The organism is Thermosynechococcus sp. HN-54 (assembly GCF_023650955.1).
Lineage (GTDB): Bacteria > Cyanobacteriota > Cyanobacteriia > Thermosynechococcales > Thermosynechococcaceae > Thermosynechococcus.
This window is the reverse complement of record NZ_CP098039.1, coordinates 2,483,326-2,498,963: the sequence shown is the minus strand read 5'-3', so window position 1 is coordinate 2,498,963 and position 15,638 is coordinate 2,483,326. Positions and strand designations below refer to the sequence as shown.

Genomic DNA, 15,638 nt, shown 5'->3' with positions numbered 1-15,638 from the left:
CTCAAGGATACAATAGTAGCTTGGTGAACTGCACGGTAGGACATGATTTCCAGTAACGATTTTCGCCCCGGTGTGAGTATTGAGCTTGATGGTGCCGTCTGGCGAGTGGTCGAATTTTTGCACGTCAAACCGGGGAAAGGCTCCGCCTTTGTGCGCACAAAACTCAAAAATGTGCAGACGGGTAACGTCATTGAGCGTACGTTTCGGGCTGGGGAGACTGTTCCCCAAGCCACCCTTGAAAAACGCACCATGCAGCATACCTACAAAGATGGTGAAGACTATGTCTTTATGGACATGGAAAGCTATGAGGAGGCTCGCCTCACGCCAGCGCAAATTGGCGATCGCGCCAAGTATCTCAAAGAAGGCATGGAAGTGAATATTGTCAAATGGGGCGATCAAGTTCTTGAAGTTGAGCTACCCAACTCCGTCGTCCTAGAAGTGGTGCAAACGGATCCCGGCGTGAAGGGAGACACCGCTACCGGCGGATCGAAACCCGCCATTGTCGAAACCGGTGCCCAAGTCATGGTACCGTTATTTATCTCTGTAGGCGAGCGGATTCGCATTGATACTCGCTCAGACACGTATCTTGGCCGCGAATAGGAGTAACGGGTGTGGAGCTTGACCTCAACCAAGTACGCGAACTGCTACTAATGTTTGACCAAACCAGCGTCACCGAACTCAATCTCAAGAGTGGCGAACTGGAACTGCAACTGCGCAAGCGTGAGCAATTCAGTGGCAGCACCCCCGTGGTTGTGGCACCCGCTCCCGTCCCAACCGTACCCTCCGTGCCCGCCTCTGCGCCCACCCTTAGCCCTGAGCCTGAACCAACACCACCCCCAGCTAGCCGCAAAACAGTCGATATTGTTGCGCCTATGGTGGGCACCTTTTATCGTGCTCCCGCTCCCGATGAACCTCCCTTCGTAGAAGTGGGCGATACAGTGAAAAAGGGTCAGGTGGTCTGCATCATCGAAGCAATGAAGTTAATGAATGAGATTGAGTCAGAAGTCAATGGCCAAGTGGTGGAAATTCTCGTGCAAAATGCTGAGCCAATTGAGTATGGTCAAACCCTCATGCGCATTATGCCCAACTAGAACTTTTAACAAATCTTAATTGGAATTCTGGATCAATACATTTCACTCTTGTGATCATGACACTTGCGGTGCAGCGGGTAAACTTTTAATTGCAAAAATATATTAAGCATTGAGGCGCTTCAACCCAATAATTCAATGCTTTCAAGTCTGCGCTCTCTTGCCGAGACGGTAATCAAAAAATTAGAATTTAGAAACATTGACCACCACTGCCTGACGAGGTTGGCCTGTGCAAGCAACTGGAGCGTATATCCTTATTGATACCCTATGCCGTCACGGCGTTAAGCATATTTTTGGCTATCCTGGTGGAGCGATTTTACCGATTTATGATGAACTTTACCGTGCTGAATCCAAGGGAATCATTCAGCACATTCTGGTGCGCCACGAACAGGGGGCAGCCCACGCCGCTGATGGCTACGCTCGTGCCACAGGTCAAGTGGGAGTGTGTTTTGGTACGTCAGGGCCAGGGGCAACGAACTTAGTGACCGGCATTGCCACAGCCCATATGGATTCGATTCCGCTGCTGGTGATCACGGGTCAGGTGCCGCGTTCAGCCATTGGTACCGATGCCTTTCAGGAAACAGATATTTTTGGCATTACACTGCCCATTGTCAAACACTCCTATGTGGTGCGGGCAGCCAAGGACATGGCACGGATCATTGCTGAGGCCATTTACATTGCCACCACCGGTCGGCCTGGGCCTGTACTGGTGGATATTCCCAAGGACGTGGGGCTTGAGGTCTGTGAATACGAACCGGTCGAGCCGGGTCAAGTGAAGCTGCGGGGCTATCGTCCCACGATTCGCGGCAATGCTCGTCAAATTGCCCAAGCGGTTCAATTGATGCGTGAGGCCAAGCGACCCTTGTTCTATGTGGGGGGCGGCGCGATTACAGCGGGTGCTCACGAGGAGGTGCTTAGGTTAGCCGAGCTATTCCAGATTCCGGTGACAACAACACTCATGGGTAAGGGGGCGTTTCCTGAGTCCCATCCCCTCTCCGTGGGTATGTTGGGGATGCATGGCACTGCCTATGCCAACTTTGCCGTCAGTGAGTGTGATCTACTGATTGCCGTGGGGGCGCGGTTTGACGATCGCGTGACCGGTAAGCTGGATGAATTTGCCTCCCGCGCTAAGGTGATTCACATTGACATTGATCCTGCCGAAGTAGGCAAAAACCGTGTGCCTGATGTGCCGATTGTTGGCAGCGTTAAACCAGTGCTTCAGCAACTCCTCAAGCACATTGAAGACAGTGGTGAAGCCGTTGAACCCGCCACCCAAACGTGGCTAGAGCGCATCAAGGTCTGGAAAGAGGACTATCCCCTCGTCGTGCCGCAGCCCAGTGGTGAACTCTCGCCCCAAGAGGTGATTGTTGCCTTTGGTCGCCATGCGCCTGATGCCTACTACACGACTGATGTGGGTCAGCACCAAATGTGGGCGGCGCAATTCCTGAAAAATGGCCCTCGGCGTTGGATCTCCAGTGCCGGCTTGGGCACGATGGGCTTTGGCATGCCCGCAGCAATGGGGGTGAAGGTGGCATTACCCGATCAACAGGTGATCTGTATTAGTGGCGATGCCAGTTTCCAGATGAATTCCCAAGAGTTGGCCACATTGGCTCAGTACGGTATTGCTGTCAAGACGGTCATTATTAACAATTTTTGGCAGGGAATGGTGCGGCAGTGGCAGCAGGCCTTTTACGAGGAGCGTTATTCCCATTCCAATATGGCCAAGGGGATGCCCGATTTTGTGAAATTGGCGGAGGCTTACGGAGTTAAGGGGTTGCGGGTGAGCGATCGCCACAATTTGGATGCCATTGTCCAAGAAGTCTTGGCCTACGATGGCCCAGTGCTCCTAGATGCCCATGTCACCCGCGATGAAAATTGCTACCCGATGGTTGCCCCCGGCAAGGCCAACTCCCAAATGCTGGGACTGCCGGAACGCAAGGTGCTCGAAAAGGCTGCCGAATTGATCTATTGCGCCAACTGCGGGGCAAAAACTATCTCTAGCCATCGCTTCTGTCCCGAGTGCGGCAGTAAGCTCTAGGAGGCGTTCCCCCTTGACTTCAGGACAGGGAGGGTTTGCAGGATTTGCGGCTTGGCTAGATATGACCCCCGCCGATGCTGATGTCCTTACTGTGGGCGATCGCCAGCGCGTGTTTCCCTTGCCTTGGAAGCCGGAGGTGGCATGGATGCCGGCCAATTTACTCCAAGGCGATAACACCCCCCTGAAACAACCCCCCCGTTGGGTGCTACAACAGGTGCTTCAGTAGGCGACAGACTTGGGCTTTCGTCCCCGCACTGGTGTTGAGTGTGAGTTTATGCTCCTGAGGGCGGACGGTCAGAGCCTTTCTGATGCAGCTGATACTCAGGTCAAGCCCTGCTATGACCAACTGCGCCGCTTTGGGGTGATTCGCGATATTTGCGATGGCATGCAGACCCTCCGCTGGCAACCCTACCAGAATGATCATGAAGACGCCAACGGCCAATTTGAAATGAATTGGCTCTTTGATGATGCTTTGGTAACCAGCGATCGCCACGCCTTCTTTAAGTACATGGTCAAAAGTATTGCTGAACTCCACAGCTACTGCGCCACATTTATGCCCAAGCCCTTTGATCACCTGACGGGCAATGGCTGCCCATGCACCTTTCCCTTTGGGATATGGAGGGCAAAACCAATCTCTTTCATGATGATCAGGGGGAGTTGGGGCTATCGGCTCTGGCCTACCACTTCATTGCTGGTGTCTTGGCCCATGGGGAAGCCCTCTGTGCCTTTACCTCTCCAACCGTGAACTCCTACCGCCGTCTCAGTGCCCCTGTCACTCTTTCTGGTGCCACTTGGTCTCCTAGCACCCTGACCTACACCCGTAATAACCGCACCCATGTGATGCGGATTCCGGATTCTGGACGCTTTGAACTGCGCTTAGCCGATGGTGCGGCGAACCCCTACTTGCTAACGGCGGCAGTCATTGCCGCCAGTTTGGATGGCATTGTCAACAAGCTAGAGCCGGGGCCGCGCTACGACAACAACAGCTACACCGACCCTCTCCCCAAGGGCACAGTTAAGGAAGTGCCGCAAAATCTGATGCTGGCGCTAGAAGCCTTGGATCGTGACCCCCTCTTTCGCGATCGCTTGGGCAGTGATTGTGTGGATGCCTATCTCAAGCTAAAATCCTACGAATGGCAACAGTTTCGCCATCGGGTTACCCCTTGGGAGCGCGAAACCACCCTTGACTGCTAAACCCTTGGGCAAGCTTGGGCAAACAACCGCCGCGGCAAGGGCTGACGAAAATGAAAGAGAATGGTGTTTTGGCGGCGATCGCGGGGATCTGGCGCTCGTTCCCACAGGGTCTCAAAGGAGAAAAAGGACACGCCTAGCCCCAATCGCAGCGCTGCCTCCACCTTGGCATCTACCAGTTCAATCGGCACCGGATTGGTACGTAGCCCCGTGAGGACACCAACGGCGGTGGAAATTTGGGTTTGGGCGTGGAGGATCTCTGGCTGAGTTAATTGTTGGACAAAACTGGCGAGATTGTAGCGATAAACCTGAACCACCACTTCATCGAGGAGTCCTAAAGCCACCCATTGCGGCCAATCTTGAAGAAAACTTTGGTAGGCCGTTGGCAGTGTTGTTGGTGAAACAGAAAAAATAGCATTAGGAAATTCCTGCTTCACGCGCTGCCGTAAGGTTTGGACAAAAGCGGTCAATTTATCAGCTCGCCAACGCATCCATTCCGGATCACGGGGATTCTCTGGAACAGTTTTTTTCCTTTCCTGTTGATAGAGGGCACGGGTGTAGGCATCATAGCCAAACTCCACCGGCAGACTGAGGTGGTCATCAAACTGTACACCATCAACCGGGTACTGCCGCAGCACCTCAAGGACAATGTTGGTGAGAAAAGCTTGTACCTCAGGATGAAAGGGATTCATCCAAGCCACTTCCCCAGCAGCAGTTAAGCGCGTCGTTTCACCATTGACCCCTTGGGTAAGCCAGTCTGGATGAGCCAGAGCCAGTTCTGAGGTTTCTGGCACCATAAAGCCAAATTCAAACCACGGAATGACCAATAGATTACGGCAGTGCGCCTGCTGGGTGAGTTCTCCGAGAATGTCGTAATCCTGAATCCCCCGCAGGACAAAGGGCTGGATTCCCAGATTCCTCGCAGTGGCACTGGGGAAACTGACATAGCCAGAGTTCCAAACAACGGGGTAGAGGGTGTTGAAGTTGAGGCGCTGTAAATCATTGAGGGCTGCCTCCAAGCGCGGGCGATCGCGCAAAATTGGGACATCATTCTGGGTCAGCCAAACGCCGCGAATGAGGGTTGAGTTTTGCGCCTGTACCGGCCAGATCGTCCAACAAAGACTCCAGCAGAAGAGCACGAACAACAGCCACACACGACGACGCAGCATAGGTTACAACGCTAGGGGACGGAGATGCCCTGACTCTAGGAGCCAAATCTGAGTACAGACGGTACGCAAAAATGCAAGGTCATGGCTGACAACCATGCCAGGAGTCGCATCCGCTTGCAGAAACTCAATCAAGGTGCGACAACTCCGTTGATCCAAGAAGGCGGTGGGTTCATCGTAAAGGATCAGCATAGGCTGCATGGCCAAAATGCCCGCGATCGCTACCATGCGTTGTTCTCCCCCCGACAGTTGATGGGGCACGCGATCGGCCAAGTGGCTGGTTCCTGTCTTGGCCAAGGCTTGCTGAACTCGCTGCTGAACCTCTGGAGGGGAACAGCCCAAGTTTTCTGGGCCAAAGGCGACATCCTCGGCCACGGTTGCGCCAATTAACTGATCCGCTGGATGTTGCAGCACAACCCCCACTGCCGGTTGAAACTGTCCCGCCACCACTGACTGCCCCAAACAGGTAATCGTTCCCCGCTGTGGCTTAAGGACAGCCGCACAGAGAAGCAGCAGGGTTGTTTTCCCAGAACCATTGTCGCCAATGATGCCAAGGCGATCGCCCCCCTGCACCGTGAGATTGATCCCCTGTAGCAGTGAGGGCGTTGCCCCATAGCCAAAATGGAGATCCCTGATTTCCAGCAGGGCAGTCACCGCTTAGAGCGTCAGCGCTTGGGGATTGGTTTCAATGAGTTTGGCTAAATCTTGGAGAAAGGCAGCAGCATCGGCACCATAGATCACGCGATGATCACAGGTGATATTCACCTTCATCTGCCGCTTCACCCCCAAAAGGCCATCCTCGGTGGCAACCACCGTCGGACGCGAGGCACCCACTGCCAGAATTGCCCCCTGACCCGGTGTGAGAATCGCATCAAAGGAGTCAACGCCAAACATCCCGAGGTTAGAGAGGCTAAAGGTGCCGGTGCTGTATTCATCGGGTTGCAGTTGTTTCGCCCGTGCCCGCTCCACCAAGTCTTTCCAAGTGCGCGAGAGACTGTAGATGTCAATTTGATCAGCGTTTTTGAGCACTGGTGTAATTAGACCGCCACCCGGCATCGCCACGGCAACCGCAATGTTAATGTCGCGGCGGTATTGAATCCCTTGCTCCGTATAGTAGGCATTCATGATCGGGTGTTTTTGCAGCGTCAGGGCGATCGCCTTGGCCAAGAGGGCTGTCATCGTTACCCCTTTAGATTTAATCTGCTGGTACAGCCGATCCAGCGCATCCGTTGTAATCGTGTAGGCCACATGGAAGTCGGGAATGCCGAGGCTGGCCACCATATTCCGCACCACCGCATTTTGCAGCGTTGTGAGCGGCACCAAATCGTCCTTGGCCACAACCGGGGCAGTGGCAGATGTTGCGGTGGGTACAGGTGCAGGGGGTGTTGCCACAGATGGGGTAGGAGTTGCAGGCGCACCAATCAAGGCTTCCACATCGGCGGCTGTAATTCGACCATTGGGACCCGTTCCCTTGAGGGTCTTCAAATCAATTTTGTGTTCCTTGGCCAATTTGCGGGCGCGGGGGGAAGCGATCACTCGCCCAGATGGCACAGCGGCAGTACTTGGGGGAGCAGCCACGGGTGTCGTTCCTGAACCATTAGTGGTGGCCGCCGCGGTTGTCGTCGTCGGAGCCACAGCACTTGTGCCGCTACCAAGGGACTTCGCCTTTGCCTGCGCTTCCGCAATTTCTGCTTCTGTTTCTGCCACAAGGCCAATGGTGGAACCCACGGGTGCCACTTCTCCAGCCGCCACGGTAATCACCGCCAAATAGCCATCGTAGAAGGACTCGACATCCATGTCGGCCTTATCGGATTCCACAATCAGCACGGTTTCGCCTTTGGCCACCTTATCGCCGGGAGATTTCAGCCAAGAGACAATTTTCCCTTCGGTCATGGTGGAGCTGAGGGCGGGCATGAACAGTTCACGAATCATAGGGGCTGCTATCCTTGGTTGGCAATAGATAGGGAGTCAAATGCACTAAAGATCACGAAAAACGAGGGGCAGCACTTAGAGGGTGCCACGAATTTCTTCGATGACGCCATTGCGCAGGAGAATCTCCACCTGCATTTTTTGGATCAGGTTGTCCCCTTTGGTGACATAGAAGAAGTTATCCACCTGACCTTGATCCACTTCTTGACCCATTTGGAGGCGTTGTACCTGATCCAGTTGCTGGAGAATCAGATTTTTTTGCTGCAGGAGTTGTGCCTTTTGGTTGTTGGCTTGCCCTTGAACGTCTTGAATGCGGGCATTGATTACGTCTGGCGCTTCAGTACTTTTGCGCAGTTCCTCAATCACCTGCTGCAATTGAAAATCCAACTGCTGAATTTGGCCATCCACTTGATTCAGTTGAGCCTGAAGCTGCCTTTGGGCATCGTCTTTCCACTCAGGAGTAACGATTGCTTTCACCATAATCTGGCGCCGCAGGAGCAGTTTAGTATCCATAGGGTCTGTCATGGAGATTACTCAAACATGGCGTTAATCATATCGCGGTAGCGATCGCTCACGACATGACGGCGAATTTTTAGGGTTTGGGTCAAAAGACCATTCTCTATCGTAAAGGGTTCGAGGACAAAGCGAAATGTGGCAATGCGATCATCCGGGCGATAGCCGGGGCGATTTTGCACTTCTCGCAACAGTTCTTGGCGATAGAGATCAATAATGACTTTGCTCTCCAGCGTAACCACTTCACCGCTGCCCGTCGGCGCTGGACGGTTTGGCAACTCCAAGCGGTATCCCTTGGCAACCACCCACTGCTCCAGAGCTTCCAAATTAGGCACAATTAGGGCACCCAAGGCTTTTTGATCTTGACCCACTAGCATAATCTGGTCAATATAGGCGCTGCGGACACAGGCATCCTCAATGGGCTGGGGTTCGATATTTTCACCGTTGCTGAGAACAATCGTGTCCTTCTGCCGCCCGGTGAGTACCAGATCGCCATTGGGGGTGAGATAGCCTAAGTCACCGGTGTCAAACCAGCCTTCGGCATCCAGCACTTTGGCGGTGGCCTCCGGTTTGTTGTAGTAGCCGCGCATCACCTGTGGCCCCTTGGCCATTACTAGTCCCTTTTGCCAGAAATCAAGGGGGGCTTTGGTTTCCGGGTCAACAATTTTAATGGCGGTATCGGGAATCGGGCGGCCAGCAGATCCCCGTAAATTGGCCCAAGAGCGGCGAGCGGTCAGCACTACGGCAGTTTCTGTGAGGCCGTAGCCCACCAGTACTTCTAGGTTGATGACTTCATAGAATGTGTCCAAATGGGGGGCAAGGGCACCGCCACCACTAATCACCTGTTTAATCTCACCGCCCGTGGCTTCACGAATTTTGCTATAGACACGCTTCTCCCCCAGTTCGTAGAGGGGCTTGAGGAAAAAGGTTTGCAGACGGGCAACAAATTTTTGCCAACCGCTGGGATGGGGGTTGGTCAGACTCAGACCGTTAAGCAGTCGCCGTTGCAGGACATATTGCTGACCCACACCGAGGAAAAACTGGGCAAGATGCCGTTTCATGGCCGGCGCATCCCGCAGTTGCTTTTGCACGCCTTCATAAAACCCTTCCCAGATGCGGGGCACGGCAATCAGGTAGTGGGGCTTACACCGTTTTAAGTCATTCTTGAAGTGACGGAGGTTAGTATAGGTTTGGCTACAGCCACAGGCAAAGAGAAAGTACTCGGCTACCCGTTCGTAGGCATGCCAAATGGGCAAGATACTAAGGATGCGATCGCCCACTTGGGGCTGCACAATCGCCCAAAGATTGACAATTTGACTCAGTAGCCCCCCATGGGTGACCATTACGCCCTTGGGTTGACCCGTGGTACCGGAGGTGTACATCAGCGTTGCCAAGTCATCGGGGGTAATTGCTACCGCCCGCACTGCGCCGTATTGTCCTTCGGTAAAGACTTGACCAAAGTTCAAAAGCCGTAGGGGAAAATGCTCAAGTTCTGGAGGTTCTGCACTCAGGAGGACAACGGTTTCCACCCGTGTATCTACTAAACCCTCTTGGAGTTTGCGCAGGGTAGCTAAGTTTTCAATCAGCAGCAGGGTCGAACCACTGTCGCGCAAAATATAGAGAAGTTCTTGGGCGTCTGCGGTACCACTGCGAACCACATTAATGGCACCGGCCATCATGCTTCCTTGATCGGCAATTAGCCAACGGGGACTATTGTCAGCAAATAGAGCCACGCGATCGCCAGCAGCGACACCCAGCGCCTGTAGCCCAGCAGCAAAGCGTTGAATGCGTTGATAGAGTTCACTGTAGGTAATGCGAGTGGCCGGCTCTTCGTAGGGCGCATCAACGGCAACCACCTCCCCATGGCGTTGCGCTAATAGAGGCCAAATTTCTGGCAGTGACTGGAGGGTTTTGTAGGCCAAAAAGTGATCGGGTAACGAGGCATCTTGGGGGAGGCCGCCGGGGGGAGTGTAGGTGTAGGCCGCACTGGTCATTAATCTGACTCCAGACGCAACACCTCGATAATAGCCCCTCAATGGGACACCTCATGCAGGTTTAGCAATTTCAATGTGAGATCATAAGAATCAGTTACTTAGCAAGCAGTCCTATGGTGCCCTTTGTTCTTGCCTCTGCCTCGCCGGCGCGCCGCCAATTGCTGCAACAAGTTGGCATTGATCCCATTATTCAACCCAGCCACTTTGATGAATCCGTGATTCAGGCAACTACTCCCACGGAACTGGTGCGATTACTGGCACGGTGTAAGGCAGAAACAGTGGCTCAAACCTACCCACCCCCCGCCCTCATTTTGGGTTGTGATTCTGTGCTGGTTCTGGGGGGAGAAATTTATGGTAAACCTGCCTCACCTGAGGTGGCGATCGCCCGCTGGCAACACATGCGCGGTCAAACGGGAGAATTGCTGACAGGCCATGCCTTGATTGATTTGGCACAGGGGCGCACCTGTGTCGAGGTGGAGTCCACCCAAGTGGTTTTTGCTGAGATCAGTGATGCTGAAATTGCTGCCTATGTGGCCTCGGGTGAACCCCTTGCCTGTGCGGGCTGCTTTGCCCTCGATGGTCGCGGTGGAGCCTTTGTTGAGAAAATTGTCGGTACCCCCAGCAATGTGATTGGCTTGAGCTTGCCCCTGCTGCGACGGATGCTGTTGACTTTGGGATATACCCTTGGCGATCTGCAAGGCAAGAAATAAACCTCTAGCCTAGACAAGTCCAAGTGCTTAGGGTATGCTAAGAGATTGCGAGTTAAGGAACTGTCATGAACGCCCAAGAGATTATTCGCTCAATTGAAGCGGAGCAAATGAAGACTGACTTGCCCGTGATTCATGTGGGCGATCGCGTTCGGGTCGGAGTCAAAATTCAAGAAGGCGGTAAAGAGCGCGTGCAGCCCTACGAAGGGGATGTGATTGCCATGCGCAACACGGGCATTAATCGCACCATTACCGTGCGCCGTGTCTTTCAAGGCGTGGGCGTTGAGCGCGTCTTTTTGCTACATTCGCCACGAATTGATAGTATAAAAGTAATCCAGCGGGGTAAAGTCCGCCGTGCCAAACTCTACTACCTGCGCAACCTCGTGGGTAAAGCCTCGCGCATCAAAGCACGGTTCGATCGCCCTCTGTAAACAGCCTTGCGTCCTTAGTTCAGTTGGTAGAACGTCGGTCTCCAAAACCGGATGTCGGGGGTTCGAGTCCTCCAGGGCGCGTTAATTAATCTGATCTGAAGGTTTTGGCCTCTGAAAATCCTTTGCAACAGGAATGTACTGGACTAAATGCTTGAGTATCCGTGCGACTCGGATGAGATTGCGATCGCTATCGGCAAGCAACGTAAAGTTATGGGATAGCGCAAATTCATTGCCAATGAGTTTCACAAAAAGATAGTCATAGCCATTCGTCACCAAGCCAAAAGTAGGGATATTGCGGTCAGGACAGGCAGACATATAGGCAAGGGCTTGGGGCACAGCCCGTAGGACACTAAAGCCACTCCGTTTACCTTCAATCACAACTAGCCAGAAGTTGTCCCGAATGGTCAGCGCATCTATCCGTCCCTCTAGGTTGATTCTGCCCTCTTCACTATCAACTGTTGTTTGGATTTCTACCCATGTTTCGCCGCGAATGCGATAGGGGGGGTCACACAAGCCTAATGCGTCTAGTAAGGGAGATAGTAAAATAATATTGAGTGTTCCTTCACTCACTTCACTCTCTTCTAAGTAGAGTAAATACCGTTGGGATAAGCGGTTTAATATCTCTATTTCCCTATCGCTGAGCTGTGCTGTTTCCGATTGCCACTCAGGAAAAAAGTTAGGGTCGGTGGATTTAACGAGGCCTAATTTGGTCTCTAAATCCCGAAAGTTGATGATTGCGCGAGCGATCGCCGTTGCAGTAGCCATTGTTAAAATTTTTAGCGAACTTGAGAAACGAGTGGTATGCCGCGATCGCTCCCCTGAAATTGCAGCGCAGTGCGTGCGAGTTCCAATAATTGCAGTTCAGGGGGATAGCGCCTTTCTTGCTTGAGGCGTTGAATGTCCTGTTTCCCCAGTTGCCAATGCAAGCGTTTGGCCAGAGCTAGCAGGACATCGCCGCGATCAATCACGCCAGCAACGGCATCGGCAGGAGTCAAAACAGTCACAAAGCGCTGCTGCTGCTCCTCTAGGGTGCAGACAACCTTGGCGAGAGAATCGGTTTCTTTGACGGTGGCAATTGCCCTCAGGGGAATGGTTAATTCTTCCACAGGGGTCACCTCCCAGCGGCTGCGTTCCACATGGTTCAGGGCTTGGGCATCCAAATAGCCCCGATAGCGCCCATCAGTAGCGACAAAGTAAGCCGTGGGCTGGCGATCGGCCAGCAGCAGATAGCGATCGGCAAACTCCCGCAGGGAGAGCGTCCCCTCAATGACGCGAAAATCCCGTGTCATGGCCTCGGCAGCCGTGAGAGTGAGCAGTGTTTCTTGGAGCTGGCTGAGACGGTGATAAAGTATCGCATTTTGCAGGGCAAACCAACCCAACAGTCCCAACCACAGACCATTACCACTGCCAAGGAGTGTCAGCAATAGCCCAAAACTAATGGCTAGCCATCCCAACACCTGTCCCGATCGCGCTGCCCAACGCATCCCCTGAAAGCGATTGCCCGTCAATTTCCAAACGGCTGCCTTGAGCACTTGGCCACCATCGAGGGGAAGCCCCGGCAAGAGGTTAAAGACCCCCAAGACAAAGTTGATATTGGCCAGATAGAGCAACAGTTCATGGAAAGGATGCTCCCTTGGCAGGATCACAGCGGCTGCTTGCAAGAGGGCAAAGAGGGCAAAACTCACCAAAGGACCCGCGATCGCCACCTGAAAGGCTTGACCGGGGGTGTTGGATTCCCGTTCAATGGCCGCCATGCCGCCAAAGAGAAAGAGAGTAATTGAGCGCACGGTAATCCCTTGGGAACGTGCCACCAAGCTATGCCCCAATTCATGGAGCAGCACTGAGGCAAACAGCAGCAGGGAAACCAGGAATCCCATCACCCATACCAGTGCTCCCCACTGAGGGTAGGTGGCTTGCCAGTCACTGCCATTGAGAAATGTAAACAGCAGAATCACTAGAAACCACGACCGATCAATGTAGAGGGGAATGCCAAAGACATGCCCCACTTGCCAACCTTGTCCCATGCCCACCTCAGTGCGTCGCGCTCTTTATCTATTATCGCCCCAGATTTCAGGAGCGGCGAGTTTACCAATAATTTATGTCTAAAAACGTTACGTTCTCACCGCTGGCTTAGAATAGAGGCAGCGCTGCTAGAGGAGAGTGCAATGTCCCAAGCGTCCGTACTCGTGTCTGCCAATGGCCAAGTCCTAGAGGTGTCCTTTGATCCCTTTTGGCAGGGGTTACAGGAGTTTGCCTCCCACCTGATGTGGTCACTGTGTCTCTCGCTTCTGCTCAGTCTTCTCCTCAGCCTAATCAGCTACGGGTTGAGTGCTGCCTTTGGGGTACCCGTGTTGCCCTTCTTTTTGATTGTGGTCTAAGTCCTGGGGAGTTGCCTATGTGGGGTTTACTGATTACGTGGCTGGTGACCGGTATTAGCTTGTTTATTGTGTCGCGGCTCTCGTTTCTGGGGGTGGAAATTGATAAATTCACAACTGCGCTGTGGTCGGCCATTGTCTTTGGCTTGCTGAATGCCACGTTGGGGGCTATCCTGAAATTCTTTGCATTCCCCTTTATTTTTCTGTCGTTTGGTCTAGTGGCGCTAATTATCAATGCCGCCATTTTTGCCCTTGCGGCAGCCCTTGTCGATGGCTTTAGACTACGCAATGGTTTTTGGAGTGCCTTCTTTGGCTCGATCGCCCTCAGTATTGTCAACTGGGCTTGCTTTAATCTACTTGGTCAGGCCGGCTTGCTCTAGGATGCCTTTCCGAGATAGCCGCGAGGGGTAATCAGCCAATCATGGAAGCGGCGAGTACTGGCATTGCCGATCAGCACCAAGCTAAACATATCCACCGTTTCCGGTTCCAAGGCGCCAAGGGTGGTTAAGGTAATGTGCTCCTCGGCACGATAGGCGGCACGGACGATCGCCACGGGTGTTTGCGGTGAACGATAGTCTAAGAAAATGGCTTTGGCGTCCACCAATTGCTGCTGGCGATCGCGCGAACGCGGATTATAAAGGGCGGTCACAAAATCGGCTGCAGCCGCAGCGCGTAGGCGCTTCTCAATCACTGGCCAAGGGGTCAGGCGATCGCTGAGGCTAATGGTACAAAAGTCATGCATCAGGGGTGCCCCCAAACGAGCCGCCGCAGCATTGACGGCACTCACCCCCGGCAACACCTCCACAGGTAAATCGCTGATACCTGCTTCTGCTAATAGCTCTAGGACTAGACCCGCCATGCCATAGATCCCACAGTCGCCAGAAGAGACCACGGCGACATTGAGTCCCCACTGGGCTAGATCAATGGCATCTTGAGCGCGTTGCCGCTCTTGGGTAATGGCATAAGCTGCCACCATCTGTCCCGGTCGCCGTAGGGGGGTCAGCAGGTCTAGGTAAAGGTCATAGCCCACAAGCATATCAGCGGCCAAAAGGGCGGAGCGTGCTGCGAGGGTGAGCTGATCCAATGCCCCCGGACCGGTGCCAATGAGGCTGAGGGAGCCTTGCCGGGGAATGAATTCCCGCTGTGCTTGGGCAAGGGCGATCGTCACCGCACCGCGTTCACTAGGGCAACGGTAGATTTGCTTCGGCACGATCAATTGCCCTCGATCACTGGCCAATACTGCCGCTGCTTCAGCCACACTGGGGGTTCCCATTTCTGCGGCCACAATTGCTGAGGGAGTGGGTACGGTAACGGCGGCTAATTCTTGAGCGGAAAACCAGCGAGTTGGCCAATGGTGCGCCGCAGCCACCTGACATAAACCCACCTCATCGGCTTTGCGATCAATACTGGCAATGCCGGCGATCGCTAGCGGACTTAACCCGGCTTGAGCAAGAGTATGATCAATCGCCTCTTGGATCAGGGCTGCCGGTGTTCCCCGTTCACAGCCAATGCCTAGCCATAGTACCCGTGGATGCCAAGCCACACTTGAGGTTAGAGAAGCGGCTAAGACTTTTTCGGTGATCCAAACGGCATTGTTCTCTGGTGGTGTGGTCACCACCTCAACGGGTTGATCGGGACTGAGGCCAGTGCGCCACAAAGAACTACCGCAGGTTTGATACACTTGCAACGGTTTCCCTTGAGCCTGTTGGCTGGCGATCGCGTTCCAGTCGCCGCTGCCCTGCTGCCAACCCAAGGCTTTGCCCCACGTATCCACAGGAAAGTAGCCCTGAGCGTGACTGGCTCCCGTAAGAATCGGGGTTGCACCAATGGTGGCTCCGAGGACTTGACACAGGCGATCGCCCCCGGCGCCATGACCGCCCAGCAAACTCAGGATCCACTGGCCATCCTCAGAAAGCACGCAGACGGGGGGATCCTGTTTCTTGTGGCTTAGTAGGGGAGCAATCAATCGCACCACCGCGCCGCAGGCCAAGGCAAAGATCCAAGCGCGATAGTGGCACCAGTGGTTTTCGAGATGTGCTGCAAGGGGGCGATTGTAGGTTTGTACCCTAGGGTGGGTGGATTCTAAATGGCTAGGCACCCAAATGCTCAGGGGAACCCCTGTTTCAACAATGCGCTGGAGTTGGGCCAGTCCTTGAGCCGTGGTGGCGATCGCCCCAATCGGTTGATAGTCCGCTAACAGTGGCAT

Annotated in this window: 17 protein-coding genes, 1 tRNA gene and 1 pseudogene; 11 read left to right on the top strand and 8 right to left on the bottom strand. The window is 53.8% G+C overall.

Annotated features, from left to right (window positions below; genetic code table 11):
- Positions 1-42 precede the first annotated feature (42 nt).
- The 6 genes and pseudogenes from efp to NBE99_RS13490 all read left to right on the top strand — a co-directional run bounded on the left by efp (position 43) and on the right by NBE99_RS13490 (position 4,320).
- Positions 43-600, top strand: coding sequence for an elongation factor P (efp, locus tag NBE99_RS12240; RefSeq protein ID WP_250682327.1), 558 nt, complete (start codon positions 43-45; stop codon positions 598-600).
- An 11-nt stretch (positions 601-611) separates the two neighbouring features.
- Positions 612-1,091 carry an acetyl-CoA carboxylase biotin carboxyl carrier protein gene (gene accB / locus NBE99_RS12235; protein WP_250682326.1) on the top strand — a complete coding sequence of 160 codons (480 nt, stop codon included), beginning with the start codon at positions 612-614 and terminating at the stop codon, positions 1,089-1,091.
- 226 nt (positions 1,092-1,317) lie between these two features.
- On the top strand, positions 1,318-3,126 hold the full coding sequence (ilvB, locus tag NBE99_RS12230; RefSeq protein ID WP_250682325.1) for a biosynthetic-type acetolactate synthase large subunit: 1,809 nt from the start codon (positions 1,318-1,320) through the stop codon (positions 3,124-3,126).
- 13 nt (positions 3,127-3,139) lie between these two features.
- A complete protein-coding gene (locus NBE99_RS13500; protein WP_250682324.1) occupies positions 3,140-3,352 on the top strand; it encodes a hypothetical protein in 213 nt (70 codons plus the stop codon).
- A 48-nt stretch (positions 3,353-3,400) separates the two neighbouring features.
- Positions 3,401-3,658 (top strand): annotated as a pseudogene (locus NBE99_RS13495) (type III glutamate--ammonia ligase); the annotation flags it as partial.
- A gap of 62 nt (positions 3,659-3,720) precedes the next feature.
- The gene (locus NBE99_RS13490) at positions 3,721-4,320 is read left to right on the top strand and encodes a hypothetical protein (RefSeq protein ID WP_250682323.1); all 600 of its coding nucleotides are present in this window, start codon (positions 3,721-3,723) and stop codon (positions 4,318-4,320) included.
- On the opposite strand, the gene NBE99_RS12210 is transcribed toward NBE99_RS13490, so the two are convergent.
- The 5 genes from NBE99_RS12210 to NBE99_RS12190 all read right to left on the bottom strand — a co-directional run bounded on the left by NBE99_RS12210 (position 4,317) and on the right by NBE99_RS12190 (position 9,919).
- Positions 4,317-5,486: a glycoside hydrolase family 10 protein gene (locus tag NBE99_RS12210; RefSeq protein ID WP_250682322.1), complete on the bottom strand. Its 1,170-nt coding sequence runs from the start codon at positions 5,484-5,486 to the stop codon at positions 4,317-4,319. The two genes, NBE99_RS13490 and NBE99_RS12210, sit on opposite strands and share 4 nt — an antisense overlap.
- 3 nt (positions 5,487-5,489) lie before the next feature.
- Positions 5,490-6,137 (bottom strand): energy-coupling factor ABC transporter ATP-binding protein, encoded by a 648-nt coding sequence (locus NBE99_RS12205; RefSeq protein ID WP_250682321.1) that lies wholly within the window; start codon positions 6,135-6,137, stop codon positions 5,490-5,492.
- A gap of 3 nt (positions 6,138-6,140) precedes the next feature.
- Positions 6,141-7,415: a dihydrolipoamide acetyltransferase family protein gene (locus tag NBE99_RS12200; protein WP_250682320.1), complete on the bottom strand. Its 1,275-nt coding sequence runs from the start codon at positions 7,413-7,415 to the stop codon at positions 6,141-6,143.
- Positions 7,416-7,490: 75 nt separating this feature from the next.
- Positions 7,491-7,937: a YlqD family protein gene (locus NBE99_RS12195; protein WP_399370592.1), complete on the bottom strand. Its 447-nt coding sequence runs from the start codon at positions 7,935-7,937 to the stop codon at positions 7,491-7,493.
- Between the two features lie 5 nt (positions 7,938-7,942).
- Positions 7,943-9,919 (bottom strand): long-chain fatty acid--CoA ligase, encoded by a 1,977-nt coding sequence (locus NBE99_RS12190; protein WP_250682318.1) that lies wholly within the window; start codon positions 9,917-9,919, stop codon positions 7,943-7,945.
- A gap of 113 nt (positions 9,920-10,032) precedes the next feature.
- On the opposite strand from NBE99_RS12190, the gene NBE99_RS12185 reads away from it, so the two are divergent.
- The 3 genes from NBE99_RS12185 (at position 10,033) to NBE99_RS12175 (ending at position 11,138) form a co-directional block, all read left to right on the top strand.
- Positions 10,033-10,629, top strand: coding sequence for a nucleoside triphosphate pyrophosphatase (locus NBE99_RS12185; protein WP_250682317.1), 597 nt, complete (start codon positions 10,033-10,035; stop codon positions 10,627-10,629).
- Between the two features lie 65 nt (positions 10,630-10,694).
- Entirely contained in the window at positions 10,695-11,057 is a 363-nt protein-coding gene (rplS, locus tag NBE99_RS12180; RefSeq protein ID WP_149820398.1) for a 50S ribosomal protein L19, read from the top strand.
- Positions 11,058-11,065: 8 nt separating this feature from the next.
- A tRNA-Trp gene (locus NBE99_RS12175) sits at positions 11,066-11,138 on the top strand.
- Here the strand turns inward: NBE99_RS12175 and NBE99_RS12170 are convergent.
- Together NBE99_RS12170 and NBE99_RS12165 are read right to left on the bottom strand one after the other, a co-directional pair.
- Positions 11,139-11,822, bottom strand: coding sequence for a type I restriction endonuclease subunit R (locus tag NBE99_RS12170; protein ID WP_250682316.1), 684 nt, complete (start codon positions 11,820-11,822; stop codon positions 11,139-11,141). It lies immediately after the preceding tRNA gene.
- 11 nt (positions 11,823-11,833) lie between these two features.
- Positions 11,834-13,081 (bottom strand): site-2 protease family protein, encoded by a 1,248-nt coding sequence (locus tag NBE99_RS12165; protein WP_250682315.1) that lies wholly within the window; start codon positions 13,079-13,081, stop codon positions 11,834-11,836.
- 141 nt (positions 13,082-13,222) lie between these two features.
- Between NBE99_RS12165 and NBE99_RS12160 the strand changes: the two genes are divergently transcribed.
- Entirely contained in the window at positions 13,223-13,435 is a 213-nt protein-coding gene (locus NBE99_RS12160) for a hypothetical protein (RefSeq protein ID WP_250682314.1), read from the top strand.
- Positions 13,436-13,452: 17 nt separating this feature from the next.
- Positions 13,453-13,812, top strand: coding sequence for a phage holin family protein (locus NBE99_RS12155; RefSeq protein ID WP_250682313.1), 360 nt, complete (start codon positions 13,453-13,455; stop codon positions 13,810-13,812).
- On the opposite strand, the gene cobJ is transcribed toward NBE99_RS12155, so the two are convergent.
- Positions 13,809-15,638, bottom strand: coding sequence for a precorrin-3B C(17)-methyltransferase (gene cobJ / locus NBE99_RS12150; RefSeq protein ID WP_250682312.1), 1,830 nt, complete (start codon positions 15,636-15,638; stop codon positions 13,809-13,811). The genes NBE99_RS12155 and cobJ overlap by 4 nt on opposite strands.

What these genes read in the sequence shown, in the direction of transcription:
- NBE99_RS12155 (WP_250682313.1), top strand. Translation starts at nt 13,453, where the DNA reads ATGTGGGGTTTACTGATTACGTGGCTGGTGACCGGTATTAGCTTGTTT.
- NBE99_RS12165 (WP_250682315.1), bottom strand. Translation starts at nt 13,081, where the DNA reads ATGGGACAAGGTTGGCAAGTGGGGCATGTCTTTGGCATTCCCCTCTAC.
- NBE99_RS12185 (WP_250682317.1), top strand. Translation starts at nt 10,033, where the DNA reads ATGGTGCCCTTTGTTCTTGCCTCTGCCTCGCCGGCGCGCCGCCAATTG.
- NBE99_RS13490 (WP_250682323.1), top strand. Translation starts at nt 3,721, where the DNA reads ATGCACCTTTCCCTTTGGGATATGGAGGGCAAAACCAATCTCTTTCAT.
- NBE99_RS12200 (WP_250682320.1), bottom strand. Translation starts at nt 7,415, where the DNA reads ATGATTCGTGAACTGTTCATGCCCGCCCTCAGCTCCACCATGACCGAA.
- NBE99_RS12190 (WP_250682318.1), bottom strand. Translation starts at nt 9,919, where the DNA reads ATGACCAGTGCGGCCTACACCTACACTCCCCCCGGCGGCCTCCCCCAA.
- NBE99_RS12210 (WP_250682322.1), bottom strand. Translation starts at nt 5,486, where the DNA reads ATGCTGCGTCGTCGTGTGTGGCTGTTGTTCGTGCTCTTCTGCTGGAGT.
- efp (WP_250682327.1), top strand. Translation starts at nt 43, where the DNA reads ATGATTTCCAGTAACGATTTTCGCCCCGGTGTGAGTATTGAGCTTGAT.
- NBE99_RS12170 (WP_250682316.1), bottom strand. Translation starts at nt 11,822, where the DNA reads ATGGCTACTGCAACGGCGATCGCTCGCGCAATCATCAACTTTCGGGAT.
- cobJ (WP_250682312.1), bottom strand. Translation starts at nt 15,638, where the DNA reads ATGCCACTGTTAGCGGACTATCAACCGATTGGGGCGATCGCCACCACG.
- NBE99_RS12195 (WP_399370592.1), bottom strand. Translation starts at nt 7,937, where the DNA reads ATGACAGACCCTATGGATACTAAACTGCTCCTGCGGCGCCAGATTATG.
- NBE99_RS12160 (WP_250682314.1), top strand. Translation starts at nt 13,223, where the DNA reads ATGTCCCAAGCGTCCGTACTCGTGTCTGCCAATGGCCAAGTCCTAGAG.
- rplS (WP_149820398.1), top strand. Translation starts at nt 10,695, where the DNA reads ATGAACGCCCAAGAGATTATTCGCTCAATTGAAGCGGAGCAAATGAAG.